The sequence below is a fragment of the Bacillus sp. FSL K6-0069 genome (assembly GCF_038007785.1).
Classification (GTDB): domain Bacteria; phylum Bacillota; class Bacilli; order Bacillales; family Bacillaceae_G; genus Bacillus_A; species Bacillus_A mobilis.
Map to the genome: position 1 here is coordinate 1,641,168 of NZ_JBBOXN010000001.1, position 24,576 is coordinate 1,665,743.

At 35.6% G+C, this 24,576-nt stretch carries 26 protein-coding genes; 24 read left to right on the forward strand and 2 right to left on the reverse strand.

Annotated features, from left to right (window positions below):
* Positions 1-13 precede the first annotated feature (13 nt).
* The 11 genes from MHB74_RS08530 to MHB74_RS08580 all read left to right on the forward strand — a co-directional run bounded on the left by MHB74_RS08530 (position 14) and on the right by MHB74_RS08580 (position 10,240).
* Positions 14-1,018 carry a flagellar motor switch protein FliG gene (locus tag MHB74_RS08530; RefSeq protein WP_000883361.1) on the forward strand — a complete coding sequence of 335 codons (1,005 nt, stop codon included), beginning with the start codon at positions 14-16 and terminating at the stop codon, positions 1,016-1,018.
* Positions 1,005-1,691: a FliH/SctL family protein gene (locus tag MHB74_RS08535; protein ID WP_061680547.1), complete on the forward strand. Its 687-nt coding sequence runs from the start codon at positions 1,005-1,007 to the stop codon at positions 1,689-1,691. The genes MHB74_RS08530 and MHB74_RS08535 overlap by 14 nt, the downstream gene beginning before the upstream one ends.
* On the forward strand, positions 1,688-2,992 hold the full coding sequence (gene fliI / locus MHB74_RS08540; protein ID WP_061680548.1) for a flagellar protein export ATPase FliI: 1,305 nt from the start codon (positions 1,688-1,690) through the stop codon (positions 2,990-2,992). The genes MHB74_RS08535 and fliI overlap by 4 nt, the downstream gene beginning before the upstream one ends.
* Before the next feature lie 116 nt (positions 2,993-3,108).
* Positions 3,109-3,519: a hypothetical protein gene (locus tag MHB74_RS08545; RefSeq protein ID WP_061680549.1), complete on the forward strand. Its 411-nt coding sequence runs from the start codon at positions 3,109-3,111 to the stop codon at positions 3,517-3,519.
* 10 nt (positions 3,520-3,529) lie between these two features.
* Positions 3,530-4,645, forward strand: a complete 1,116-nt coding sequence (locus MHB74_RS08550) for a flagellar hook-length control protein FliK (RefSeq protein WP_061680599.1) — start codon at positions 3,530-3,532, stop codon at positions 4,643-4,645.
* A gap of 3 nt (positions 4,646-4,648) precedes the next feature.
* Positions 4,649-5,221: a flagellar hook assembly protein FlgD gene (locus tag MHB74_RS08555; RefSeq protein ID WP_001143481.1), complete on the forward strand. Its 573-nt coding sequence runs from the start codon at positions 4,649-4,651 to the stop codon at positions 5,219-5,221.
* 21 nt (positions 5,222-5,242) lie between these two features.
* Complete coding sequence (flgE, locus tag MHB74_RS08560) at positions 5,243-6,556, forward strand: flagellar hook protein FlgE (RefSeq protein ID WP_061680550.1); 1,314 nt, start codon at positions 5,243-5,245, stop codon at positions 6,554-6,556.
* A gap of 49 nt (positions 6,557-6,605) precedes the next feature.
* Positions 6,606-6,941, forward strand: coding sequence for a DUF3964 family protein (locus MHB74_RS08565; RefSeq protein ID WP_061680551.1), 336 nt, complete (start codon positions 6,606-6,608; stop codon positions 6,939-6,941).
* Between the two features lie 226 nt (positions 6,942-7,167).
* Positions 7,168-7,653 (forward strand): hypothetical protein, encoded by a 486-nt coding sequence (locus tag MHB74_RS08570; protein ID WP_061680552.1) that lies wholly within the window; start codon positions 7,168-7,170, stop codon positions 7,651-7,653.
* 120 nt (positions 7,654-7,773) lie between these two features.
* Entirely contained in the window at positions 7,774-8,682 is a 909-nt protein-coding gene (locus MHB74_RS08575; protein WP_061680553.1) for a chemotaxis protein, read from the forward strand.
* A gap of 610 nt (positions 8,683-9,292) precedes the next feature.
* Complete coding sequence (locus MHB74_RS08580) at positions 9,293-10,240, forward strand: DNA-binding domain-containing protein (RefSeq protein WP_061680554.1); 948 nt, start codon at positions 9,293-9,295, stop codon at positions 10,238-10,240.
* Positions 10,241-10,335: 95 nt separating this feature from the next.
* Here the strand turns inward: MHB74_RS08580 and MHB74_RS08585 are convergent, their stop codons facing one another.
* Both MHB74_RS08585 and MHB74_RS08590 read right to left on the reverse strand, forming a co-directional pair.
* A complete protein-coding gene (locus MHB74_RS08585; protein WP_061680555.1) occupies positions 10,336-11,136 on the reverse strand; it encodes a flagellin N-terminal helical domain-containing protein in 801 nt (266 codons plus the stop codon).
* Between the two features lie 241 nt (positions 11,137-11,377).
* Complete coding sequence (locus MHB74_RS08590; protein WP_061680556.1) at positions 11,378-12,772, reverse strand: flagellin N-terminal helical domain-containing protein; 1,395 nt, start codon at positions 12,770-12,772, stop codon at positions 11,378-11,380.
* A 256-nt stretch (positions 12,773-13,028) separates the two neighbouring features.
* On the opposite strand from MHB74_RS08590, the gene MHB74_RS08595 reads away from it, so the two are divergent.
* From MHB74_RS08595 to MHB74_RS08655, 13 genes are all read left to right on the forward strand, one after another.
* On the forward strand, positions 13,029-13,814 hold the full coding sequence (locus tag MHB74_RS08595; RefSeq protein ID WP_061680557.1) for a lytic transglycosylase domain-containing protein: 786 nt from the start codon (positions 13,029-13,031) through the stop codon (positions 13,812-13,814).
* 62 nt (positions 13,815-13,876) lie between these two features.
* Complete coding sequence (locus MHB74_RS08600) at positions 13,877-14,101, forward strand: flagellar motor switch protein FliN (RefSeq protein ID WP_000775712.1); 225 nt, start codon at positions 13,877-13,879, stop codon at positions 14,099-14,101.
* Between the two features lie 14 nt (positions 14,102-14,115).
* Complete coding sequence (gene fliM, locus MHB74_RS08605) at positions 14,116-15,102, forward strand: flagellar motor switch protein FliM (RefSeq protein ID WP_061680558.1); 987 nt, start codon at positions 14,116-14,118, stop codon at positions 15,100-15,102.
* Between the two features lie 10 nt (positions 15,103-15,112).
* Complete coding sequence (fliN, locus tag MHB74_RS08610) at positions 15,113-15,472, forward strand: flagellar motor switch protein FliN (RefSeq protein ID WP_000680013.1); 360 nt, start codon at positions 15,113-15,115, stop codon at positions 15,470-15,472.
* A 12-nt stretch (positions 15,473-15,484) separates the two neighbouring features.
* Positions 15,485-15,805 carry a hypothetical protein gene (locus MHB74_RS08615; protein WP_000121176.1) on the forward strand — a complete coding sequence of 107 codons (321 nt, stop codon included), beginning with the start codon at positions 15,485-15,487 and terminating at the stop codon, positions 15,803-15,805.
* Complete coding sequence (locus MHB74_RS08620; protein WP_061680559.1) at positions 15,802-16,560, forward strand: flagellar type III secretion system pore protein FliP; 759 nt, start codon at positions 15,802-15,804, stop codon at positions 16,558-16,560. Before MHB74_RS08615 ends, MHB74_RS08620 begins: the two co-directional genes overlap by 4 nt.
* A 33-nt stretch (positions 16,561-16,593) precedes the next feature.
* Complete coding sequence (locus MHB74_RS08625; protein ID WP_001098082.1) at positions 16,594-16,869, forward strand: flagellar biosynthetic protein FliQ; 276 nt, start codon at positions 16,594-16,596, stop codon at positions 16,867-16,869.
* Between the two features lie 15 nt (positions 16,870-16,884).
* Positions 16,885-17,646, forward strand: coding sequence for a flagellar biosynthetic protein FliR (locus MHB74_RS08630; RefSeq protein ID WP_001055715.1), 762 nt, complete (start codon positions 16,885-16,887; stop codon positions 17,644-17,646).
* A gap of 10 nt (positions 17,647-17,656) precedes the next feature.
* Entirely contained in the window at positions 17,657-18,703 is a 1,047-nt protein-coding gene (gene flhB / locus MHB74_RS08635) for a flagellar type III secretion system protein FlhB (RefSeq protein ID WP_001040116.1), read from the forward strand.
* A gap of 24 nt (positions 18,704-18,727) precedes the next feature.
* Positions 18,728-20,794, forward strand: a complete 2,067-nt coding sequence (gene flhA, locus MHB74_RS08640) for a flagellar biosynthesis protein FlhA (protein ID WP_061680560.1) — start codon at positions 18,728-18,730, stop codon at positions 20,792-20,794.
* Between the two features lie 14 nt (positions 20,795-20,808).
* On the forward strand, positions 20,809-22,119 hold the full coding sequence (gene flhF / locus MHB74_RS08645; RefSeq protein ID WP_061680561.1) for a flagellar biosynthesis protein FlhF: 1,311 nt from the start codon (positions 20,809-20,811) through the stop codon (positions 22,117-22,119).
* A 42-nt stretch (positions 22,120-22,161) separates the two neighbouring features.
* Positions 22,162-22,935, forward strand: a complete 774-nt coding sequence (locus tag MHB74_RS08650) for a flagellar basal-body rod protein FlgG (protein WP_081110462.1) — start codon at positions 22,162-22,164, stop codon at positions 22,933-22,935.
* Between the two features lie 167 nt (positions 22,936-23,102).
* Positions 23,103-24,401, forward strand: coding sequence for an NtaA/DmoA family FMN-dependent monooxygenase (locus MHB74_RS08655; protein ID WP_061680562.1), 1,299 nt, complete (start codon positions 23,103-23,105; stop codon positions 24,399-24,401).
* Positions 24,402-24,576 lie beyond the last annotated feature (175 nt).

Here is a 24,576-nt window from a genome sequence, read left to right on the forward strand (position 1 = left end):
GGGAGGAACAACGATGTTAGATGAAATCTCCTCCAAAGAAAAAGCTGCCATCCTTATTCGTACATTAGAAGAAGGGGTGGCAGCAAAAGTCATTGAATATATGACAGCTGAGGAAAAAGAAGTATTACTTCGTGAAATCGCGAAGTTTCGTGTATATAAACCGGAAACGTTAGAAAATGTACTAGGGGAATTCTTGTATGAATTAAATGTAAAAGAATTGAACCTAGTGACTCCAGATAAAGAATATATTCGTCGCATATTTAAAAACATGCCAGAAGACGAACTAGAAAAATTATTAGAAGATCTTTGGTATAACAAAGATAATCCGTTTGAATTCTTAAATTCACTTACAGATTTAGAACCGCTTCTTACTGTACTTAATGATGAGTCACCACAAACAATTGCAATTATCGCTTCTTATATTAAACCGCAGCTTGCTTCTCAATTAATTGAGAGATTACCAGATCATAAGCGAGTAGAAACGGTAATGGGGATTGCGAAGCTAGAGCAAGTTGATGGTGAATTAATAAATCAAATTGGGGATTTATTAAAATCAAAATTAAATAATATGGCATTTAATGCAATTAATAAAACGGATGGCTTGAAAACAATAGTAAACATTTTAAATAATGTTTCACGAGGTGTTGAAAAAACAGTCTTTCAAAAGTTGGATGAAATGGATTATGAGTTATCTGAGAAAATTAAAGAAAACATGTTTGTATTTGAAGACTTACTCGGACTTGAAGATCTTGCACTTCGTCGTGTATTAGAAGAAATTACAGATAACGGTGTTATTGCGAAAGCACTTAAAATTGCAAAAGAAGAAATTAAAGAGAAATTATTTACATGTATGTCTTCAAACCGTAAAGAGATGATTCTAGAAGAATTAGATGGCTTAGGACCGCTTAAGATGACGGATGCTGAAAAGGCACAGCAAACGATTACAGGCACAGTGAAAAAGCTAGAGAAGGAAGGAAGAATTATCGTTCAAAGAGGTGAAGATGATGTCCTTATTTAAAAACAGAATTCCGAAGAATTCTGTTTCTTTTTCTGAAGAAACGTATGAATTACAATTTCCAAAACCAATAGTAGCTCACGTAGAAGAAGAAATCCAAGTAGATCATGAAGAACTTCTTGCGCAGCAACAATCGTTACATATGGAAATGACTCAGCTAAGGCAAGAACAACAAATGTTAGAACGAGAGCGTCAGCAGTTATTACATGATCAAGAACAATTCCAAATGCATGTTCAGCAGCAAATGAAAGAGATAGAATCGGCACATATGCAGTTTCAAAAAGAACAACAAGAAACAGCATATGAATGGACAGAGTTATTATGGAATCAATCTTTTCATCTAGCAGAAAAAATCGTGAATCAAGCAGTAGATTCGCGATTGCTTGATGTGTTACCCATTTTAACTGGTATCGTTCAAACGTTGCCTACTTCGTTTGAAAAATTAATCATTACCGTACATCCAGAAACATTTGAACGTATTCAAGAAGAGAAGGAAAATACGAAAGAATATTGGTTACTACAATTAGTAGAATGGAAATATGATTTCTCCTTACAGTTCGGTGAATTTGTTCTGGAAGAAGAGAAAGAGTTCTTTGAATTTAAATTTGCACCTATATTTGCGAAACTTCGCCAGAAATGGGAAGAGGGGAAGTTATTTGAGGAGCAAAATGTATGAATAACAAGCTCATGAACGAACATAGTAAATGGAATACGTTTATTGAAACCCCGTTTTATACGAAAGTCGGTAAAGTTCATAGTGTACAAGAACAGTTTTTTGTAGCGAAAGGGCCAAAGGCGAAAATTGGAGATGTTTGTTTCGTTGGGGAACATAATGTTTTATGTGAAGTAATTGCAATTGAAAAAGAAAACAATATGTTACTCCCGTTTGAACAGACAGAAAAAGTATGTTACGGAGATGCCGTTACATTAATTGCAGAAGATGTTGTTATACCTCGTGGTAATCATTTACTCGGAAAAGTGTTAAGTGCAAATGGCGGAGTGTTAAATGAGGATGCAGAGAATATTCCATTACAAAAAATAAAACTAGATGCCCCGCCTATTCATGCATTTGAACGTGAAGAAATTACAGATGTATTTGAAACGGGAATCAAATCAATTGATTCCATGCTAACAATTGGCATCGGTCAAAAGATTGGTATTTTTGCTGGTTCTGGTGTTGGTAAATCTACTTTACTCGGAATGATTGCGAAAAACGCAAAAGCTGACATAAATGTTATTAGTTTAGTAGGAGAACGTGGCCGAGAAGTAAAAGACTTTATTCGAAAAGAATTAGGTGAAGAAGGAATGCGAAAAAGCGTCGTTGTTGTAGCGACGTCAGATGAAAGTCACCTAATGCAACTTCGTGCAGCTAAGCTTGCAACGTCTATTGCTGAATATTTCCGTGATCAAGGTAATAACGTACTACTTATGATGGACTCTGTTACTCGTTTTGCTGATGCGCGTAGAAGTGTTGATATTGCTGTTAAAGAGTTGCCGATAGGTGGTAAAACACTCTTAATGGAAAGTTATATGAAGAAGTTGTTAGAGCGCTCTGGGAAAACACAAAAGGGATCTATAACAGGTATTTATACCGTACTCGTTGATGGAGACGATTTAAACGGCCCTGTACCAGATTTAGCGCGTGGTATTTTAGATGGACATATTGTATTAAAACGTGAACTTGCAACACTTAGTCATTATCCTGCAATTTCAGTATTAGATTCAGTAAGTAGGATTATGGAAGAAATCGTGTCATCTAACCATTGGCAACTTGCAAATGAAATGAGAAAAATCTTATCTGTTTATAAAGAAAATGAATTGTATTTTAAATTAGGGACGATTCAAGAAAATGCAGAAAATGCTTATATTTTTGAATGTAAAAATAAAGTAGAAGGTATAAATACGTTTTTAAAACAAGGTCGATCTGATAGTTTCCAATTTGATGATATTGTTGAAGCGATGCACTATATAGTATAAGACCTCTGCCTAAGAGGTCTTATTTTTTTGTTTTTTAATATTTCACAGATTTTTTTGGAAAAAAACTATATAATAGAAAAAGAGAACGTTATAATAGGAAGGGGCTATGAAAACAGGTGGATAAGCAGCAGTACGACACGATAAAATTGCAAATAAATCAAGAAAAAGAACAGATTTTGAAAGAAGTGTATGAATTAACAGCCGAAAAAAGAAAAATAGAACAAAAAAAAGAATATGATTTATATGTTGTAAAATCGCGTAGTAAAGTCGTACAAACTGGGCAGCGTATAATGGCTGGCATGCTTTCGTCAAATACGTTTTCACCTGAAAGAATAGAAGAATGGAATCGGAAAATTAAAAAAACGGAAGATTTTATTCGGAAAAATGAAAGCCTTTTAGAACAGGTAAAAGAAAAAGAACGTGTCATTGATGCGATGTATCAAGAAGGTTGTAGAAAGCTTGCTAAAGTACGAGAAAAGCAGGAAGAAAAAATGCTTCTTGATTTGAAAATGTGTATGAATGGATGAGGTGAATATAGTGATACAGTCTGTATTACCGGTGCAACAAAGTTTACCTCCGCAAAAAGAAAAAGGGCTAGAAGTACAATCAAAAAGTGAAGATTCTTCATTCGATCGTACGATGAGAATGGAAAATAAAAAGCAGCCGAAAACGGAGAAAATGAAACGAGAAGAAGCACCAAAAGAAGAAAAAAAAGAATATATTCTTTCTAAACAATCAGTAACGAAAGAAGAGCCAATTGTAAAGAAAGAAGAAAAAAAAGAGACAGAACAGTTGTTATTAGCTGTATCTGAGCAAATGGTTGCAATTGAGCAATTACGTGTGCAACCAGAATTGTTATATCAATACATACAAAAAATACAAGAGCTGTATAAAGAATATGGAAATATAAAACTTAACGAATTACCCGCAGCAGAATTACAACAATTACAAGAACTTCTTTCAAATATGAATATCAAAAATGCTATATGTTTAGAAGATACAATGCAAATGGCATTAGACAAAATAAAGATGCCGGAGCAAACGATGCAAGTATTGAAAGTTGTAGAAACAGAAACTTGTAATATCGCAAAAAAACAAGAAGATTCCAAAGACTTAGATGTAGATCTTCCAAAAGCTGAGGGCGATGATGTAAAGATAGAGTTGCCGGAAGGTGATGTGTTAAAGGATTCTAGTTCAACGGGTGCGGAGTTACTAAATAAAGCAACGGGTACGGATCAAATAGGAAAATCAAATAGTGGCGCTGAGAAAGTTACATTACCTGACTTAGGAAAGAAAATGGAAGCACAAGTAGAAGCGTTGCAAAAATTTGTAGTGAAACAAGAGCGTGTTTTATTTCAGTTGAATCCAGAAAAACTTGGTACATTAACGGTGTTTATGAAAAAACATGGAGATCAAATTGATGTTCACGTAGAAATGGAAAAACATGATGCGAAAAAACGTGTTGAAATCATTTTTGATGAATTGAAACTGAAGTTAAAAGAAAAAGAAATCAATATTCAAATTAGCTATTCAGATAAAGATGAAAATCGAAAAGAACAGCGAGAACAAGAGCAAAGACAAAAACAAAAATTAGCAAGTACGAAACATGAAAAACAACATGCAAAAGAATTTGCGGGATTATTGGAGGAATAAAGTGTGCCAACAGTTGGATTAAATACAACGAGTACAAATCATATTCCGTTACAAGCAGGAGCACAAACAAAAAACGCATCTGTTACTGGTGCACAGTCGACAGCTCAACAAGCAAACGGAGTATCAGCAAGTACTCAAAAAACACCCGGTATTATGGATAAAGACGATTTCCTGAAACTTTTCTTAGCAAGCTTTCAACATCAAGACCCGTTTAATGCGATGGATATGAACCAAATGATGAACCAAACAGCACAGCTATCGCTTATGGAGCAAGTACAGAATATGACGAAAGCGGTAGATAAACTGCAATCAACGATGTATTCGACAGCTCTTGATGGAGGGATGAAGTTTTTAGGAAAGTACGTTAGAGGTGTAAGCAATAATGGAAAGCAAGTGACTGGTCAAGTAGAAACAGTTCGACTTGCTGAAAATAACGATGTGCAACTTATTGTGGATAATCAAGTTGTCTCACTTCGTTTCATAGAGAGGGTTTCTGATAAACCAATAACAGAAACTAATCCGGAAGATGAGAAGAAAGATGATATAGAAAAAAATGAAGAGGTTAAGCCAGATTAATAAAAGGAGTGTACAAAGGTTATGATTAAAGCGTTATATACAAGTATTACAGGGATGAATGCAGCACAAAATGCATTAAGTGTTACTTCAAATAATATTGCAAATGCACAAACAGTTGGATATAAAAAGCAAAAGGCTATTTTTGATGATTTGCTATATAATAATACGGTTGGTTCACGTGGTGATGGTGCTTATGCTGGCACGAATCCAAAGAGTATTGGTAACGGTGTAAAGTTCAGTGGGACATCTACAGATTTTAGTGATGGTTCTATTACTTTAACTAGTGATAAGATGGAGACAGCAATAGAAGGAAACGGTTTGTTTTTAGTTGGTGATCGTAACGGTGGAAATGTAGAGTATACGAGAAAAGGGTCTTTTGGTGTATCGAAAGATAGCTATGTTACAAATACAGGTGGACAGTATGTACTAGGTTATGGTGTAAAAACAGGAACACAAGAAGTAGATTTTTCTTCACGACCAAGCCCAATTCATATTCCAATGGGATCAGCTGTTGGTGGGATTCAAACAGATAAAGCGACAATAGGTGGAAACCTTCCTAGAAACCAAAATGCATTATCTCACGAATTCACAGTTTTTGATGCGGAAGGGAACTCGTTAACATTACGTGTAAATATTAAACAAAAGACTACAAAAGAGACTGTAGATGGTAAAGAAGTTGAAAAGCCAGTGCCAGGCGAATATACATATTCAGTTTCTGTAAGAAATGATTCTAAAAACGAAAAAGAATTTAAGCCTATTGAAGGCATGCCGGACAACAAACCCCTTATATTTGATACATTAGGAAATTTAAAGCAAACAGATGAACCTGTACAAAAGGATCCAGTAACTGGTGAAATTACTAAAGGTGGATCTGTTCAAATTCCTTTTGGTGGTGGTCTAACACTTGATTTAAGCGGATTAACAAATTATCCGACAGGGAAAACTATTTCTACAACAGAAGTAACGGGGCGTCCAGCTGCAATTGCAAATGACTATTCTATTTCTGACGGTGGTTTCGTTATGATGAAATATTCGGATGGTAGTATGAAAGTTGTAGGACAACTAGCTGTAGCTACATTCCCGAATTCAGGTGGATTAATGAAAACAGGGAATGGAAATTACGTTGCAACACCATCAGCCGGTATTCCAGGGGTAGGTGTTGCTGGTGAGAATGGTGCAGGTAATGTACGAGGGTCAGCAAAAGAAAGTTCAAACGTAGATTTATCTGTAGAATTCGTTGACTTAATGCTTTATCAACGCGGATTCCAAGGGAATGCGAAAGTAATTAAAGTGTCAGATGAAGTATTAAATGAAGTTGTAAACTTAATTCGATAATATATTATAAAGTAAAATTGTAATGTAGTAGAAAGGGTTTTCTATTCGTATGACAAGACAAGAGCGAATTTTACAATTGCCTTTTTTCGAAAATAAACGTGAACTTGCTGAGCAAGTGTTAAAAATGGAACGAGAAGAGCATATATATTTACCTGATCAATTTGAAATTAAGCAAGTACCTCCATATTCATTTGGCGAAAAGCAATCAATTATTGGCCGTATTCATGAGTTTTATTTCGTAAGTGTTGGTAGCGAAGGAGAATGGAAGTATCAACTGTTTAAGGACGAGATGAAGTGCCGTGAGTTTTTTATTACACTATCAGGGATAACGGATCAGCAGATTGCATTTTGGTTCAATAACATCGAGTTATTGAAAAGCTCTTAAAAAGCTTTTAAAAGCCCTTTTTTAGGTTTTGAGAGAGGACCTGGCGGTTAGTGCTTATGTGGGTGCTCGACCGTTGTTTAAGACCAGAGATATGGAGAGTTACTAGGTTAGTTTAAGAAGATTTAAGCGAAGTGTAGTATGAATAATACGTGTGGTCTTAGCGTGTTAGATGGACTAATAAGTTTATTTGTGACGATAGATTTCTATAAAAGGAGAGGTGAGGAGGATGGCGCAAAATAAGTATCGCGTTACATTCATTTCGCCGAGTGAGGTTGAGCAGCGGACTGTTATGGCGGCGAGTAGTTTGCCGGATTTAATTCGTAAAGTAGAGAGTATTATTGCAGATCCGAACGGTTACTTTGTAAATGATAAAAAAAATAATTGCTATTTTAAAGTGATTAAAGAAAATGTTACGTTTATTCAATATGAGTTACTATTTTCTGATAAAGAAATTCATATTGAAAAATTAAAACATATAGCACCATCTATATTGAAACAATTATTTAAAAAAATAAATGATCCAGAATTATATGCGCTTGCGCTACTTGATGTTGATAAAGCGACGAAAGAATATGTACTAGAAGAAATGGATTCGGAGCTAAGAATACGAGTAGAAACGGAGCTTTCGAAAAAGTGGGAAGCAATGCCGACAGAAATTGTAGGAGCACAAGAAGTGTTATTAGAGGCACTTGCTTTGTTTATACAAGATTAAGCGTCTTTTAAAATAAATCGTTCGACTATCTATATTTTTTATATAGGTAGTTGACTTTTTCGGTTTAATAAAGCTTAATAATTAGATATACGGAATTAATGGAAGGGGAGCGACACCTTTATGTCACAAGCACAAAGTATTTTATTAGAAAGCGGAACAAATGAATTAGAGATTGTTACATATACTGTTGGTGAAAACCTATTTAGTATTAATGTAATGAAAGTACGTGAAATCATTAATCCATTCCCTGTTACAACTGTGCCAGAATCTCATCATGCAGTTGAAGGTGTTGTTCAAGTACGTGGTGAAATTTTACCTGTTATTAATTTAGCAACGGCTCTTAATTTAAAATCGACAAAGCCGCTTGATCAAACGAAATTTATTATTTCAGAATTAAATCAAATGAAAGTTATTTTCCGTGTTGATGAAGTGCATCGTATTCAACGTATTTCGTGGGAACAAATTGATGAACCAGCTTCATTGTCTATGGGACTAGAAGAAACGACATCTGGTATTGTAAAACTAGATGGAAAAATCATCTTACTATTAGATTACGAGAAAATTGTATGTGAAATTAGCGGAACTGGTTATGATAATAAATCCCTTTCAAAATTAGAACAAAAAACAGATCGAGCTGAAAAAGTTATTTATATTGCGGAAGATTCAGCGATGCTTCGTCAAATATTAGAAGAAACATTATCATCAGCTGGATATACGAAAATGAACTTCTTCAGCAATGGTGCAGAAGCATTGGCGCAAATTGAAAAGCTAGCGAAAGAGCAAGGAGAAAAAATGTTTGAACATATTCATTTGCTCATTACGGATATTGAAATGCCGAAAATGGATGGACACCATTTAACGAAAGTAATTAAAGATGGTGAAATAATGAATCGTTTACCAGTCGTTATTTTCTCTTCACTAATTACGAATGAATTATTCCATAAAGGCGAAGCTGTGGGGGCGAATGCTCAAGTAAGTAAGCCAGATATTCAAGAGTTAATTGGCTTAGTTGATAAGTTAGTATTATAAAAGAGTTTGGAAAAGGGTTTTTTTAGCTAGAATAGAAGCTCTAACCATGCGTGGTGGCGGTCAGTGCCTAATAGAGCCCTATGCTATGTGAGACCAGAGATATGGAGTGGTTTTAGGTAAGTAGAAGAAGTGAGGATTTGCAGACACTATTTACAACTCTATTCTTCTAGTGGAGAGAAGGGAACTAGCCATGTGTAGTATTGGTTAGTTCCTTTTTAATATTCTATATTCTGTATAGGCGGAAAGATGGAACGTTTTTGTAGTGTTTGTAGTTGTAAGTATGAAAAATCTTCATTTGAAGATTTTTGGTTTGAAAATATAAAAATGTATCTTTGGATTATTTTAGTAATATTTTGAGGTAACGTAAACTTTTTCGGTGAAAATATATTCTAAATACCATATAATATAATTAAATGTGGTTAATATGCAATTATACATATTAATTAAAAAACCTTTTTTATTTCTATACTTTCTATATATTTTTGTATGTTTATTATTTGACAGACAATTTTGAAATGTTATAATATGGATATGTAAAAATTGCTATTTTCTGAGAAGACATGGGAGTCAGATGAGAATTGTGAAAGGATGAGGGGGAGTGACACAGATTATGTATCACCACACAGCAATCAATGTATTAAGTCTTTTACAAAACATGTCAAATAATAAAATGAACGATGTGCAATTAGAAGAGGAATTTAAAAAAATAGAAAAACAATTCCAAGTAAAATATGAAGAACTAGTTGATTTACATAATAGAATGGTATTATTTCAAATAGATATAGAAAAAAATGGTGGGATGCGGGCGTATGAAAAATCAACAATTACATGGCTAAAGTCTGAGCTAGAGTTATTGTATGAAGTGTATCAATTTTCCCAACGTCACGGTTTAAACATTATTAATATTTCAAAATACGTTAGTAAAAAAGAACTGAATCTTTTTCCAAAAACAGCAAGTCAATTACAAAATACGTATTACAAATTAAAAAAATGTGAAATACCATTTGAAAATGTTGAAAAACAAAAACCAGGACGAAAGCGAAAATATACGCCTGTAAAAGAACCAATTGTTGAGATGAAAATAGAAAACAAGAAAGAATTAAGAAAAGAAGTTGAAAATACAGAGAGTGAAAAAAGTCTTGTAACAGTTATATCTGGTATTGTTGATAATTTTGAAACGATTAGCCAGTATAGTGAAAGAAAAGAGCATGAACTACATCAGTTCATGGAAGGGATTTATAAGCTTTCTAGCATGGCTGCAGAGCGTTCAAAAGATGAAAAGAACGCACGTGGTCTTGAAGGCGAATTACATGTATTACAGGCTGAAAATGAAAGGCTAAAACGAGAAAAGGAAGAGCTTGTTCATGATATAAAAGAAATGACGCATCATTTAATTCATTTCATTACGAGCTCTGATATTAATCAAATTCGCACATTACCTTTCTTCGTAAAAGAATGTAAACAAGATTTGCATAAATTAGGGTTATATAACGCACAAGACGGTAAAATGAAAATTATGGTTGATCGTAGTGGGCAGGTTATGACTGTAACGCAGTAATAACATTTGGGTACAAAATAAAAGGGAGATACATAGTTTATATGTATTTCCCTTTTGTTTTGTATGGAATCGTTTCAAAGAAGGAAGATGAATTTTTAAGATTGTAGTAACTTGGAAACCATTTGCGGAATTTGATTTGCTTGTGAAACCATACTAAGGGCAACTTCCGTTAACAATTTAAACTTTAAAAAATCGCTCATTTCCTGCGCCATATCCGCATCTTCAATTCGAGATGCAGCATTTGTTAAGGCCATACTTTGGCTATTTAAATTTTCAATATTAAACTGTAAACGATTCATCATAGCCCCAAGATCAGCACGATGAAGTGATACATTTTGTAAAGCCTCTTCAATTTTACGAATCGCAGTTCTTGCTTCTTGTTCTGTTGAAATCTTGATGTCATGTTGTGTAGGGGAAGGAGGAATATGTTTCGTTACATTTACCGTATGACCAATATCATCTAATGTAACAGGACGGTGTTGTCCATCAAACACGGATAAATCATTAAACTCAGTCGTCTCGCCAATATAGCCAATTTGCTCTGTTAAAGATTGAAACTCTTTATTTAACGAATCACGGTTTTTATTTGAATTTGTATCGTTCGCAGACTGAACAGCTAAATCACGCATACGCTGTAAAATATTCGTCACAGTTTGAAGAGCAGCTTCCGCTGTACGTAGCATCGATATTGCATCCTCATTATTTCGAATGGCCACGCGCATACCACTCGCTCTCGCATGCATACGAGTCACAATCGCAATATTAGCTGGATTATCAGAAGCATGGTTTAACTTCTTACCAGTAGCCAAATGCTCCATCGCAACATGCATACGCTTCTCATTCTCGTACAACGACTGCCTAGCATTCATACTTAAAATATTCGTACCAATACGCATAATAGACACTCCTTATCTTATAGATTTATATATGGACTTAAAGCCAATAAACAGCTATGAAAAGAAAAAGAGACTTATGCTTATCTTCTAGTTGTGTTTTAACATGAGAGGGGATAAAGATAGGCACTGACCGCTTCTACGCCACGCGGATGCTCTCTTCCATCAAAAAAAAGGAAGGTTTTATAAAAAATAAACCTCTCCGCAAGCAGAGAGGTTTATTCATGAAACTAACTCAAATGGCTTATTGTAATAATTTAGAAACCATTTGTGGAGTTTGGTTAGCTTGAGAAAGCATGCTGATTCCAGCTTCGTTCAAGATTTTGAACTTAGTCATTTCAGACATTTCTTTCGCCATGTCAGCGTCTTCAATTTGAGAAGCAGAAGATGCCATAGCAGCTGATTGACTCTTTAAGTTGTTAACGTTGAAATCAAGGCGGTTTAATGTAGCACCAAGATTCGCACGATCATCAGCAATTTGTTTCAGTGCAGCATCGATAGCTTTTACAGCAGATAATGGACTTGCAGCAGCTGTTGCCTCATCTGCATTTCCAGCAACTTTAATGTCAGGTAGAATTTCGTTGAATTTTGTTGCAATAGCTTGAGCTGTAGTATCTTCGTTAGCACCGCCCGCTACTGCATTATTGTAAGCCGTGAATTTTCCTTCCATGTCAGTACGTTGGGCTGATGTTAAATAACTTTTTATTTTATCATAAGATTCTTTAGCATTTTTTACAAGATCTGTGTGGTTAGAGCTAGTTGCACCTTGAGTATCTTGAAGTGCAGTTTTGAAATTGTTTAAGTCTTTCTCAGAAATTTTAGTAACACCAATATTGTCGTCTACTTCACCGAAAGCAGCTTTAATTGCTTCAGCTTTAGCAACTTTTTCGCTGTCTTTAGCATTATCGAAATCTTTGAAAGCTTGCTGCATTTTTTGTTGATCAGCATGATTTAATGTACCTTGGATTTTCTCATATGCACCTTTTGCATCGTTCACTCTATCTGCAGCATTAGCAGAAGTTAATTCAGTCCCACTAGTAAGTCCGCTATTAAGTTTATTCATTGTAGCTGTTACATTATCCAGCGTTTCTTGAGAAGTTTTACTAATCCCAATATTTAATTTATCAATTCCTAGTGAATTAGTAGAAACACTGCTTAATTTAATGCTAATTTGTTTTGTGGAATCACTAGAGTCAAGAGTTTGGATATTAATAGAACCATTAGAACCATCTAATAAGTTTTTGTCATTGAATTGTGTATTACCTGAAATATAATCAATTTGTTTTTGTAATTCACCAAATTCTTTTTGTAGTGCAGCTTGGTTGTCTGTAGTATTCGTGCCGTTCGCAGATTGGTTGGCGATGTCACGCATACGAAGTAAGATGTTAGATACTGAGTTCATTGCTGAGTCAGCTGTACGAATTAATGACATACCGTCTTGTGTGTTGTTAGCTGCAACACCTAATCCGCTTTCACGTGCACGCATACGAGTTGCGATTGCAAGACCTGCTGCATCATCAGAAGCGTTGTTGATACGTTTACCGCTTGATAAACGGTCCATAGCGTTACTCATTTTAGCTTGGTTTTGGCGCATGTACTCTTGAGTACGCATGCTATTAATGTTTGTATTAATTCTCATGTTAAGAACCCCCATTTTTTTATATTGACTTTTCTGCAAATTGAAAAACGGTAATATGCGAAAAAATCAATTTCGAGATTTATTGTAATCCTTGCTACAATGGGTGTCAACTAAAAATTCGAATTAATAAATATAAAAAAATAACAGTTTAACAATTTAGTCGTTTTTTTATTACAATATTATTAAAAGGATTATTGCAAACTTTAAAAAAAAACTCTAATATTAGATTATCTTTGTTTACCGAAAAGGTGATATTATGATAGTTGGAAATATAGTAAAAGAAGTGCTTGCATATAAGAAAGGACAAATTCAGCAAAAGCTAAGTAGTCCACAAGCGTTCGTTAGTAGTCGCTTTCAAGAGAAGTTGCAGAGTGAACCTGCGAAGGAGACGAAGGCTACTGCACAGCCGACAAATGTAGAGGACATGAGTCAGCCAGTACAATCTACGAAAATAGAAACGGTCGTAAATAAACCGGAACAATCTATTAATAAAGTAGAGGAAGCGAGTAAGCCTGAAGAAAAGGCTGAAACGAAGAACGTAGATGAAGTGCAAGTTGCACAAAAAGAGTTTGAACGACGTTTCCCAGAAACGAAAAATGAGGCTGCTGATACGTGGGGATTAACGAAGAAGTATAATATTCAAAAAATACGTTCTTCCAATGAGGGGAAGTATGAGGATATTATTGATCGCACTAGCCGTACATATGGAATTCCGAAAACGTTAATTCAAAAAATGATTGAAGTAGAGTCTAATTTTAATCCGAAAACGGTGTCACATGCAGGTGCGATGGGTCTTATGCAGCTTATGCCAGCGAATGTGAAAGAGATGGGTATAAAAAATCCATTTTCACCAGCTGAAAGTATTGAGGGCGGTGTGAAAGAGTTAAGCGGTTATTTAAAGAAAAATAACGGCGACTTAGTATTGGCACTTGCGTCTTATAATGCTGGCCCTGGTAATGTGAGAAAGTACGGAGGCGTACCACCATTTAAAGAAACGCAAGGATATATTAAAAAAATATTAAATATCGACGTTTCAAAATAAGAAATTTCATATATAGAGAGAACATGAAATTTTCGTGAACATGATATGGGAGTTGGCTAGATTTGAAATTACAAGATGATATTCCGTTAACAATTTATTTTGAAATCGGAAATACGAAAAAGAAAATTGAAGATTTGCTTCATATTACGAAAGGTACATTGTATCGTCTTGAAAATTCAACGAAAAATACGGTGCGTCTTATGCTTGAGAATGAAGAGATTGGAACCGGAAAGATTTTGACGAAAAACGGGAAGATGTACGTTGAAATCGTTGAATTGAAAAGGTAGGGAAGGGGATTGTCATGAGTGGCGAAAAATTAAGCCAAGAGCAAATTGATGCCCTGCTGAAGGCGGTAAATGAAGGCGAGGAAATGCCAGCTTTCGCACAAGAAGCAGGGAAGCAAGAGAAATTTCAAGAGTATGATTTTAATAGACCGGAGAAGTTCGGTGTTGAGCATTTACGTAGCTTGCAAGCAATTGCTTCTACATTTGGTAAACAGACGTCACAGACGTTGTCAGCGCGTATGCGTATTCCAATTGAGCTTGAGCCTTCAACGGTTGAGCAAGTTCCGTTTACGAGTGAGTATGTGGAGAAAATGCCGAAAGATTACTATTTATATTGCGTTATTGATCTTGGCCTCCCGGAGCTTGGAGAAATTGTTATTGAAATTGATTTAGCGTTCGTTATTTATATTCATGAATGTTGGCTTGGTGGAGATAGTAAGCGTAACTTTACGATGCGCAGACCACTTACCGCATTTGAGTTTTTAACACTGGATAATATTTTTATGCTCCTTTGTAAAAATTTAGAGCAATCATTTGAAAGCGTTGTTGCGATTGAACCAAAATTTGTAACGACGGAGACAGATCCGAATGCATTAAAGATTACGACAGCGAGTGATATCATTTCATTACTGAACGTAAATATGAAAACAGATTTTTGGAATACGACGGTGCGTATCGGTATTCCGTTCTTATCTGTTGAAGAAATTATGGATAAGTTAACATCTGAAAATATTGTGGAACATTCTTCGGATAAACGTAAAAAGTATATGTCTGAAGTGGAAGCGAAAGTAAATCAAGTGTATAAACCTGTTCACGTTGCAATTGGCGAGCAAAAGATGACAATGGGTGAGATTGAACAAATTGAAGAAGGCGATATTATTCCGCTTCATACGAAAGTTTCGGATGAATTACTTGGTTATGTAGATGGAAAGCATAAATTTAATTGTTTTATTGGAAAAGATGGAACGCGTAAGGCGCTTTTATTTAAAAGTTTTGTAGAGTAGGAGGATCTATATGAAGCATGAAGTATCTCCTGTGTCATTAATGGGATTAGAAGATTTTGCAGGGAAGCGAAATGAAGCAAGTAAAGCACATATTGATACTGTTTCAGATATTTCGATTGAACTTGGTGTAAAGCTTGGAAAATCATCTATTACGCTCGGTGATGTGAAGCAATTAAAAGTTGGCGATGTTCTTGAAGTGGAGAAAAACTTAGGACATAAAGTAGATGTGTATTTAAGTAATATGAAAGTCGGCATCGGTGAAGCGATCGTAATGGACGAAAAGTTCGGTATTATCATTTCTGAAATTGAAGCCGATAAGAAGCAAGCTGCGCTTATGAAAGCGCAAAGTCAAATGCAAGATAAAGAGTAGAGGAGGAGTCATATGTCGTATATGACGACCTTATTTCAAGTCGTTTTACTGTTTGGTGCGCTCGGCTACGGTGCATATTATATGACGAAAAAGACGCGCAAGCAGCAGTTTTTTAAACAAGGTGAAAATGGCCATATTCAAGTAAAAGACGGCGTATATTTAAATCATCAAACGAGCGCATTTTTATTTGAAGTGGATGGCAAGCAAGTGTTCACTGTTATTAGTAATAACGGTGTGCAGTCTGTGCAATTAACAGGAACAGGAAATCAGTTTCAACAAGCGCTAGAAGACGCGGTGAAGAGTGAAACGAAAAAAGTAGAGGATCCATCATGAGAATAAAGAAACAGTTATCAGTATTAGCCGTTATTTTCGTATTTTCTATCGTTTTTTCAATTGTTTTTGTAAATCCAGCGTATGCGGCCCCGAACGGTTTTATTAATTTCGAAAATGGAAAAGAGTTTACGAGTAATTCAAGTGTACAGCTATTTGCGCTCGTTACCCTTTTATCATTATCTTCTTCTATCGTTCTATTATTTACACATTTTACTTATTTTATGATCGTTCTTGGGATTACACGTCAAGGACTTGGGGTAATGAATTTACCACCGAACCAAGTACTCGTTGGACTTGCATTATTTTTATCACTCTTTACGATGCAGCCTGTACTTGGGCAGCTAAAGAGCGATGTGTGGGATCCGATGACGAAAGAGAAAATAACAGTAAGTCAAGCTGCAGAGACGACAGCTCCAATTATGAAAGAGTATATGTCAAAGCATACGTATAAGCATGATTTAAAAATGATGCTGAAAGTGCGCGGAGAAGAGTTGCCGAAAGATTTGAAAGATCTTTCTTTATTTACGCTCGTACCATCCTTTACGTTAACGCAAATCCAAAAAGGGTTGTTGACGGGGATGTTCATTTATTTAGCGTTTGTATTTATAGATTTGATTATTAGTACACTTTTAATGTACCTCGGGATGATGATGGTACCGCCGATGATTTTAAGTTTACCTTTCAAAATACTCGTTTTCGTATATTTAGGTGGATATACAAAAATCGTCGACATTATGTTTAAAACGGTCGCCTGAAGCATTTGATGCTATGTGATAGGAGTCATATAAATGAATACGTCACCAATTATAGATATTTTTCAAACCTTTTTTTATAAAGGGGTTATGATTTTAATGCCGGTTGCCGGCGTAAGTATGATTGTCGTTATTATTATCGCTGTCATTATGGCGATGATGCAAATTCAAGAGCAAACGCTGACGTTTTTACCGAAAATGGCGAGTATCGTACTCGTTATTATCATTTTAGGTCCGTGGATGTTTCAAGAGTTAACGATGCTTATTTTAGATTTATTTGATAAAATCCCATCGCTATTGCGTTCGTACTAAGATAGGTGAACTGAAATGAATATGGAATTATGGGCGGCGACGTTTTTTGCGTTTTGCCGCATTACTTCATTTTTATATTTTTTACCGTTTTTCTCAGGTCGATCGATTCCAGCGATGGCGAAGGTTACAGTAGGACTTGCTCTTTCGATCACAGTTGCCGATCAAGTTGATGTCTCTCACATAAAGACAACTTGGGACGTTGCAGCTTATGCAGGAACGCAAATTGTAATCGGATTATCGCTTTCAAAAATTGTAGAAATGCTCTGGAATATTCCAAAAATGGCGGGGCATATTTTAGACTTTGATATCGGTTTATCACAGGCGAGTTTGTTTGATGTAAATGCAGGCTCACAGTCTACTTTACTATCAACCATTTTTGATATATTTTTTCTCATTATTTTTATTTCACTTGGTGGCATTAATTATTTCGTTGCCACGATTTTAAAGTCGTTTCAATATACAGAGGCGATTTCAAAATTGCTGACGACTAGTTTTCTAGATAGTCTACTCGCAACGTTATTATTTGCGATTACATCAGCGGTTGAAATTGCTCTTCCGCTTATGGGAAGTTTATTTATCATTAACTTTGTTCTTATTTTAATCGCAAAAAATGCTCCGCAATTAAATATTTTTATGAATGCATTCGTCATTAAAATTACGTGTGGTATTTTGTTTATTGCGATGAGTGTACCGATGCTCGGTTATGTGTTTAAAAATATGACGGATGTATTGCTTGAGGAATATACGAAACTATTTAACTTTTTCTTAACGAAGTAGGGGGACGCGCATGGCAAAGGATAATAAAACAGAAAAGGCCACCCCGCAGAAGCGTAAGAAATCGCGTGAAGAAGGGAATATTGCCCGGAGTAAAGATTTAAATAATTTATTTTCCATACTTGTATTAGCAGTTGTCGTTTACTTTTTTGGAGATTGGCTCGGTTATGAGATTGCGAATTCTGTAGCGGTGCTGTTTGATCAAATTGGGAAAAATACAGATTCGACCGAGTATTTTTATTTAATGGGTATTTTATTACTAAAAGTATCAGCTCCAATCTTAATACTCGTATACGCTTTTCATTTATTCAATTATATGATTCAAGTCGGTTTCTTATTTTCTTCTAAAGTCATTAAGCCGAAAGCGTCACGTATTAACCCCAAAAACTATTTTACGAGATTGTTTAGTCGTAAAAGTTTAGTAGATATTTTGAAATCACTATTTTATATGGGGTTAATTGGTTACGTTGCTTACGTTCTCTTTAAAAAGAATTTAGAGAAAATCGTTAGTATGATTGGATTTAACTGGACTGCGTCACTTACTGAAATTATTAGGCAAATTAAATTTATCTTTTTAGCTATTTTAATTATATTAATCGTTCTTTCTATTATTGATTTTATTTATCAAAAATGGGAGTATGAGCAAGATATTAAGATGAAAAAAGAAGAAGTAAAACAAGAGCATAAAGATAATGAAGGGGACCCGCAAGTAAAGGGGAAACGAAAAAACTTTATGCATGCGATCTTGCAAGGGACAATCGCGAAGAAAATGGATGGCGCAACGTTTATTGTAAACAACCCGACTCATATTTCGGTCGTACTTCGGTACAATAAACAAGTTGATGCGGCGCCAATTGTCGTTGCAAAAGGGGAAGATGAGCTCGCATTATATATACGAACGCTTGCCCGCGAACAAGAAATACCAATGGTGGAAAACCGTCCGCTTGCTCGTTCTTTATATTATCAAGTCGAGGAAGATGAGACGATTCCAGAAGATTTATACGTAGCTGTAATTGAAGTTATGCGCTATTTAATTCAAACGAATGAACTTGAAGTATAATAGCGCGGTTGGAGGAGATCTCTTGTGTTTAAGATAGATTCTGCAAGAACCTATTTTTCTATCTTTTTAGCAGCGTCATTCGTAGTGGCGCTCTTAATTCCACTTCCACCATTTATACTTGATATCGTTATCGTTTTTCTACTAAGTATGTCAGTGCTTATTTATATGCGAGCAACAAGTATTAACGAGTGGGATGAATTAAAGTCATTTCCGACGATGTTGTTATTAATCGGGATTTTCCGCGTATCGATTAACGTATCGACGACGCGAGCGATTTTGACAGACGGAAATGCTGGGCATGTTATTGAAGAGTTCGGCCAGTTCGTAATTGGCGGGAACTTATTAATTGGTATCGTTATTTTCATAGTATTAATCATATTCCAGTTTATCGTTGCAAACGGTGCGTCTCGTACAGCTGAAGTTGCAGCTCGTTTTACACTTGATTCTTTACCCGGGAAACAAATGTCAATCGATGCAGATTTAAACCAGCGTATTATTACTGAAAAAGATGCACAGGCAAAACGAAAAAAGTTAAATATGGAAACAGAGTTTTACGGAGCGATGGATGGTGCCGGGAAGTTCATTAAAGGGGACGTTATTTTCGGGATTGTCATTTTATTCGTAAACATTATTTTCGGTTTAATTGTCGGCATGATGCAGCAGGGCATGAGTTTTGCTGAAGCAGCTATTCACTATACACAGTTAACTGTCGGTGACGGAATTGTAAACCAAATTGGTTCGTTAATGCTTGCGATTTCAACAGGTATTATCGTAACGCGTGTATTTGACGGTTCACCGGATACAGTAACTGAAGGAATCTTTAAAGAGTTATTAGCACATGAAGTCGTTGTGTATGCGCTTGGTGGTTTATTTATAGCAATGGGTATTTTTACTCCGCTACCATTTCTACCATTCGCACTCGTTGGTGGCACAATTATCTTCTTAGGAATTCGTAATAAAAACCGAATAAAGAAAGAAAAAGAAGACGAGCTTCAAAAAGAATTAGAAATGATTCAAGGCGAAGATGAGCAACTGCAACAAGTGGAAGATTCATTCGGCGTATTTACAGATAAATATCCAATTATTGTAGAGCTAGGTTTAGATTTAGCAGCACTTGTAAAGCAGAAGATTAACGGGGAAACCGCTCGTGATAAAGTTGTTCTTATGAGGAAGTCGATTATTACCGACCTTGGTATTAACGTTCCTGGTATTAACTTTAAAGATAATACGAGTTTTAGACCACGTGGACGTTACATTATTCGTATTAAAGGTGCGAAGGCAGCTGAAGGAGTTTTAAAATCAGGTTACTTATTAGCACTGAAAACACCGAATGTAATGGCCGATTTAGATGCAGAACCAGCGAAAGATCCAATTTTCGGTGAAGATGGATATTGGATTTTAGAGCATATGGTACAAGATGCACAAATGAAAGGCTATCAAGTATTAGAGCCACTTAGCATATTAATTACGCATTTAGATGTTGTCGTTAGACGTAATCTTCATGAGTTAATTCAGCGTCAACATGTAAAAGACTTAATTAACTCACTTGAGAATGATAATGGTGTTTTATTAGAAGAGATTAAGAAGAAAGAAATTGACTTATCACTCGTTCAAAATGTTATTAAACAACTTTTAAAAGAAGGCATTTCTATTCGTGATTTGCCAACCATTATTGAAGGTATTATTGACGGAAAAGAAATTTATCAAAACCACGTTGACGGTGTAACGTCATTCGTCCGTGAATGTATTTCAAAAGTTATTTGTGAAAATGCGAAAAATCCTGACGGTAAAATTTACGCGGCGCTCTTCTCAGATTCAATCGAGCTAGATGCGGATGTTGTGAACAATTCTTACCAAGGTTATTTATTAAATTGGGATTTAGATTTAGAAACGCGAGTCGTTGAGCAAGTACAACGCGTATTTAAACAAGCCCGATTAATGGGAAGAGAACCAGTATTATTAACGCGTAGAAAAGATTTCAGGTTTGCGATTGTAAGACTTCTTGAGCGTTATCAAGTAGAAGCGCAAGTACTTTGTATTAGCGAATTAGCACCAGAAATTGTTGTAGATCAAATTGCCTATATTGAATAGTAGGGGGTGAAGTAATGGAAAGTACAGAAAAGAAAGAAGCGTTAATGCGAATAAAAGCAGCTTCGAAAAATGAATTGTATCGAAAGTTATTTGACCAATATGGTACAGATTATTATTACGTTGTCGATGAAAGTGTAAAGCGAAATATCCCGTTTTTTTGGAAAAAGAATTATGAAATGTTAGTTGCTTTTCCAGAGGATAAACAGGAAGAAGTGAATGAAGGTACAGCTCAATTTCATGAACAATTAATGGATGTTGTGAATGATCCTTCAGAACAAATTGTGAAGGCGAACGGAATTCAATCGGTACTGCACAATTTAGAAAACGTGACGACTCCTATGTCGTACGCGGCGATGCAAACAGGAAATAGTGAAGAATGGGCAAGAAAGAAAGAAAAACTATTAAAGCTGTTTGAAAAAGGTATCGTCGTTGTGAAACAGACGGAAGAAACGAAAGTAACGAAAAAGCAAAAAGCTGTGAAAAAAGTTGTTCCGGTCAAAAAAGAAGAAGTGGTTGTAAAAAAAGAAAACCAAGAATCTGTACCGTTTATTATTCAAAAGGTAATTCGTATGCTAGAACAAAACGATGTAGAACAATACTTCATTCATGCATATGCTGAAAAGTTAAAAGTGAAGTTTGAGAATGCAACGATGATTACAGAAGAAGAAGTGATCGAATATATATTGGAAGATATGAGATCTCATTTCAACACGGAAAACGTTTTTGAAAAAGAAGTACAAACAATAGCATTAATTGGTCCAACTGGTGTTGGAAAAACGACGACACTTGCGAAAATGGCGTGGCAGTTTCACGGTAAGAAAAAAACGGTTGGTTTCATTACGACAGACCATTCTCGCATTGGGACAGTGCAGCAGCTGCAAGATTACGTAAAGACAATTGGATTTGAAGTAATCGCTGTACGTGATGAAGCTGCAATGACAAGAGCGCTTACGTATTTTAAAGAAGAAGCGCGCGTCGATTATATTTTAATTGATACAGCCGGAAAAAATTATCGTGCGTCAGAAACAGTAGAAGAAATGATTGAAACGATGGGACAAGTAGAGCCAGATTATATTTGCTTAACGTTATCAGCTTCGATGAAAAGTAAAGATATGATTGAAATCATTACGAATTTTAAAGATATTCATATTGATGGTATCGTATTTACGAAATTTGATGAAACAGCAAGTAGTGGTGAATTGTTGAAAATTCCAGCAGTATCATCGGCTCCAATTGTATTAATGACAGACGGACAAGACGTGAAGCAACATATACATATCGCTACAGCTGAACATTTAGCGAAACAAATGTTGCAAACATCATAGAAAAGAGGTGAAGGATAAGGCAACCGCCTTATTCAAACGAGTATGAACGGTCTTTATATAGGTTCTATGGGGATGATGAATTACATGCAGCGTATTAATGTACATTCGAATAACGTTGCAAATGCTCAAACGACAGGATTTAAAGCAGAAAATATGACTTCTAAAGTATTTGATGTACAAGACACATATCGCCGCGGAGACGGGGCTGTGACAAATATCGGTTCGGTCGATTACGCTGTAGTACCAGCTGCAACGCATGTGAACTTAGTACAAGGAAATATACAAATGACAAATAGTGATACAGATTTCTTTTTAGATGATGGAACTGCTGGCACAGCTTCGTTTTTCGTTACATCTAAAAATAATGAAACGTTTTTAACGAGAGACGGTAGTTTTACATTAAATAGTGATCGTTATTTACAAACAACTTCAGGAGCTTTCGTAATGGGAGAGAATAATGAACGTATTCGTATTCCAGAAGGAGCAAAGGTAGCAGTACAAGCAGACGGTACATTATATGATGCAGTAACACAAAATAATATTGCCCGCTTGCAAACAAAAACAGTAGGTGCAGAAGCGAATAATCGTCTCGTACAAAGAGAGAACAAAAGTTTTACACTAGCAGAAGGGAACATTGCTGATTTACCGAACGGAACAGGGACAGTAAAAAATCATATGCTAGAAAATTCAAATGTAGATATGACGAAAGAGATGGCTGATCTTATGACGGATCAAAAAATGATTTCAGCATCACAACGCGTTATGACTTCATTTGATAAAATTTATGAAAAAGAAGCGAATGAAATATTGAGATAAAAGACTTCCACTATGGGAAGTCTTTTTTTATTATTGCTTTTATTGCAGTTACATCATAAAATGACAATGATTATCAATATCATTTTATCTATTTTCATAAGAATGGAGTTTCATAATGACAGCAACATTGTTTAACTAGGTAAATTAAAAACAAGGGGATGGTGTGTATGTCTACAAAAAAACAACTTTGCATTGGATTATGTTTAATTTCTAGAAAGAAAGAGCAAGAAAGTGAGTTTAATTCGGGAATTGAAGAGCAAGTAGAGTTAGCGAAACAGGCAGAAAAATCGAAGTTAGATTTTGTTTTTAAAGCGGATTATTTAGTGGCGCACCCGGATTTAATTGCTCGTAATAAAGGGAATGTCATTTTAGATCCGACTTTACTGTTTACTGCTATTGCGTATGCAACAGAAAAAATTGGAGTCGTTACGACTGCTTCAACGTCGTTTTATCCACCATATATATTAGCGAGGCAATTACAATCTTTACACTGGATTAGTAACGGCCGAGTAGGGTGGAATATCGTCACATCCATTGACGGCGCTGAAAACTTTGGTGAGGAAGGAATGCTGTCGTCTGAGGAACGATACGCGAAAGCGGCAGAATGTACAGCGTTAGTAAGAAAGCTTTGGGGAAGTCACCCTAATGAAGTATTGAAAGTAGATAACCCTGATGTGATTAGAGAGATGGTAAAGCCTATTGAGCATAAAGGTGAATACTTTAAGGTGAAAGGTCCACTTAATATTCCGCAGCATATTGCAGGAGAAATGCCATTATTCCAAGCTGGCGCTTCAGAGTCAGGGCGGAATTTTGCTGCTTCTGTTGCGGATGCAATTTTTGCTGCAACGCCGGATGTAGAGTCAGGAATGGAATTGCGTCAAGATTTAAGAAGAAGAGCAGAACAGCATGGCCGTAACCAAGATGATATACGCGTATTACCTGGATTATATTTCTTTATCGGTGATACATATGAAGAAGCGTTAGAAATGCATAGGCAAGCACATCAACATCTCACAAAAGAGAAGAGATACTCGTTACTCGAAATGGTTCTCGGATTAGACGCGAGAGAAATTCCGCTAGAAAGTAAGATTACGGAAGAGATGTTGCCAAGTCGTGATCAAACTGTTCGCAGTAAAACACACGCTGAATTATTACGGAACTACATTATTAAAAATGAACCAACTATGGAACAAATACTAGAACGACCAGAAGTTGTTGGCTCGGCTCATTGGGTTGCGGTTGGTACAGCGCAAGACGTTGCGAAACAAATTATGGATAGGTTTGAGGCAGGAGCGTTAGATGGATTTATTGCTATCCCAGGAGGACCTCCAAAGTCACTAGATTTATTCTTTAGTGAAGTCATTCCTTTATTCGTGAAGGCCGGTGTATTTAGGGAAGAATATACAGGTTCTACTTTACGGGAGCATTTAGGGGGAAAGTTATCAAAACCTTTGCAGTTAAAATAACAGAAAGATTACGTATAAAAAGCCTTTCATAAGAAGGCTTTTTATTTTTCGTTAAAATTTCAGAATTATCAATTGACTTTGCAGGTCTGTTTTTTTATATTAGTAGGTATACTAATAACTACTAATATATATGTATTGTTTTGAGATGAGAGTTATATAGAATGTGAGGGATTGT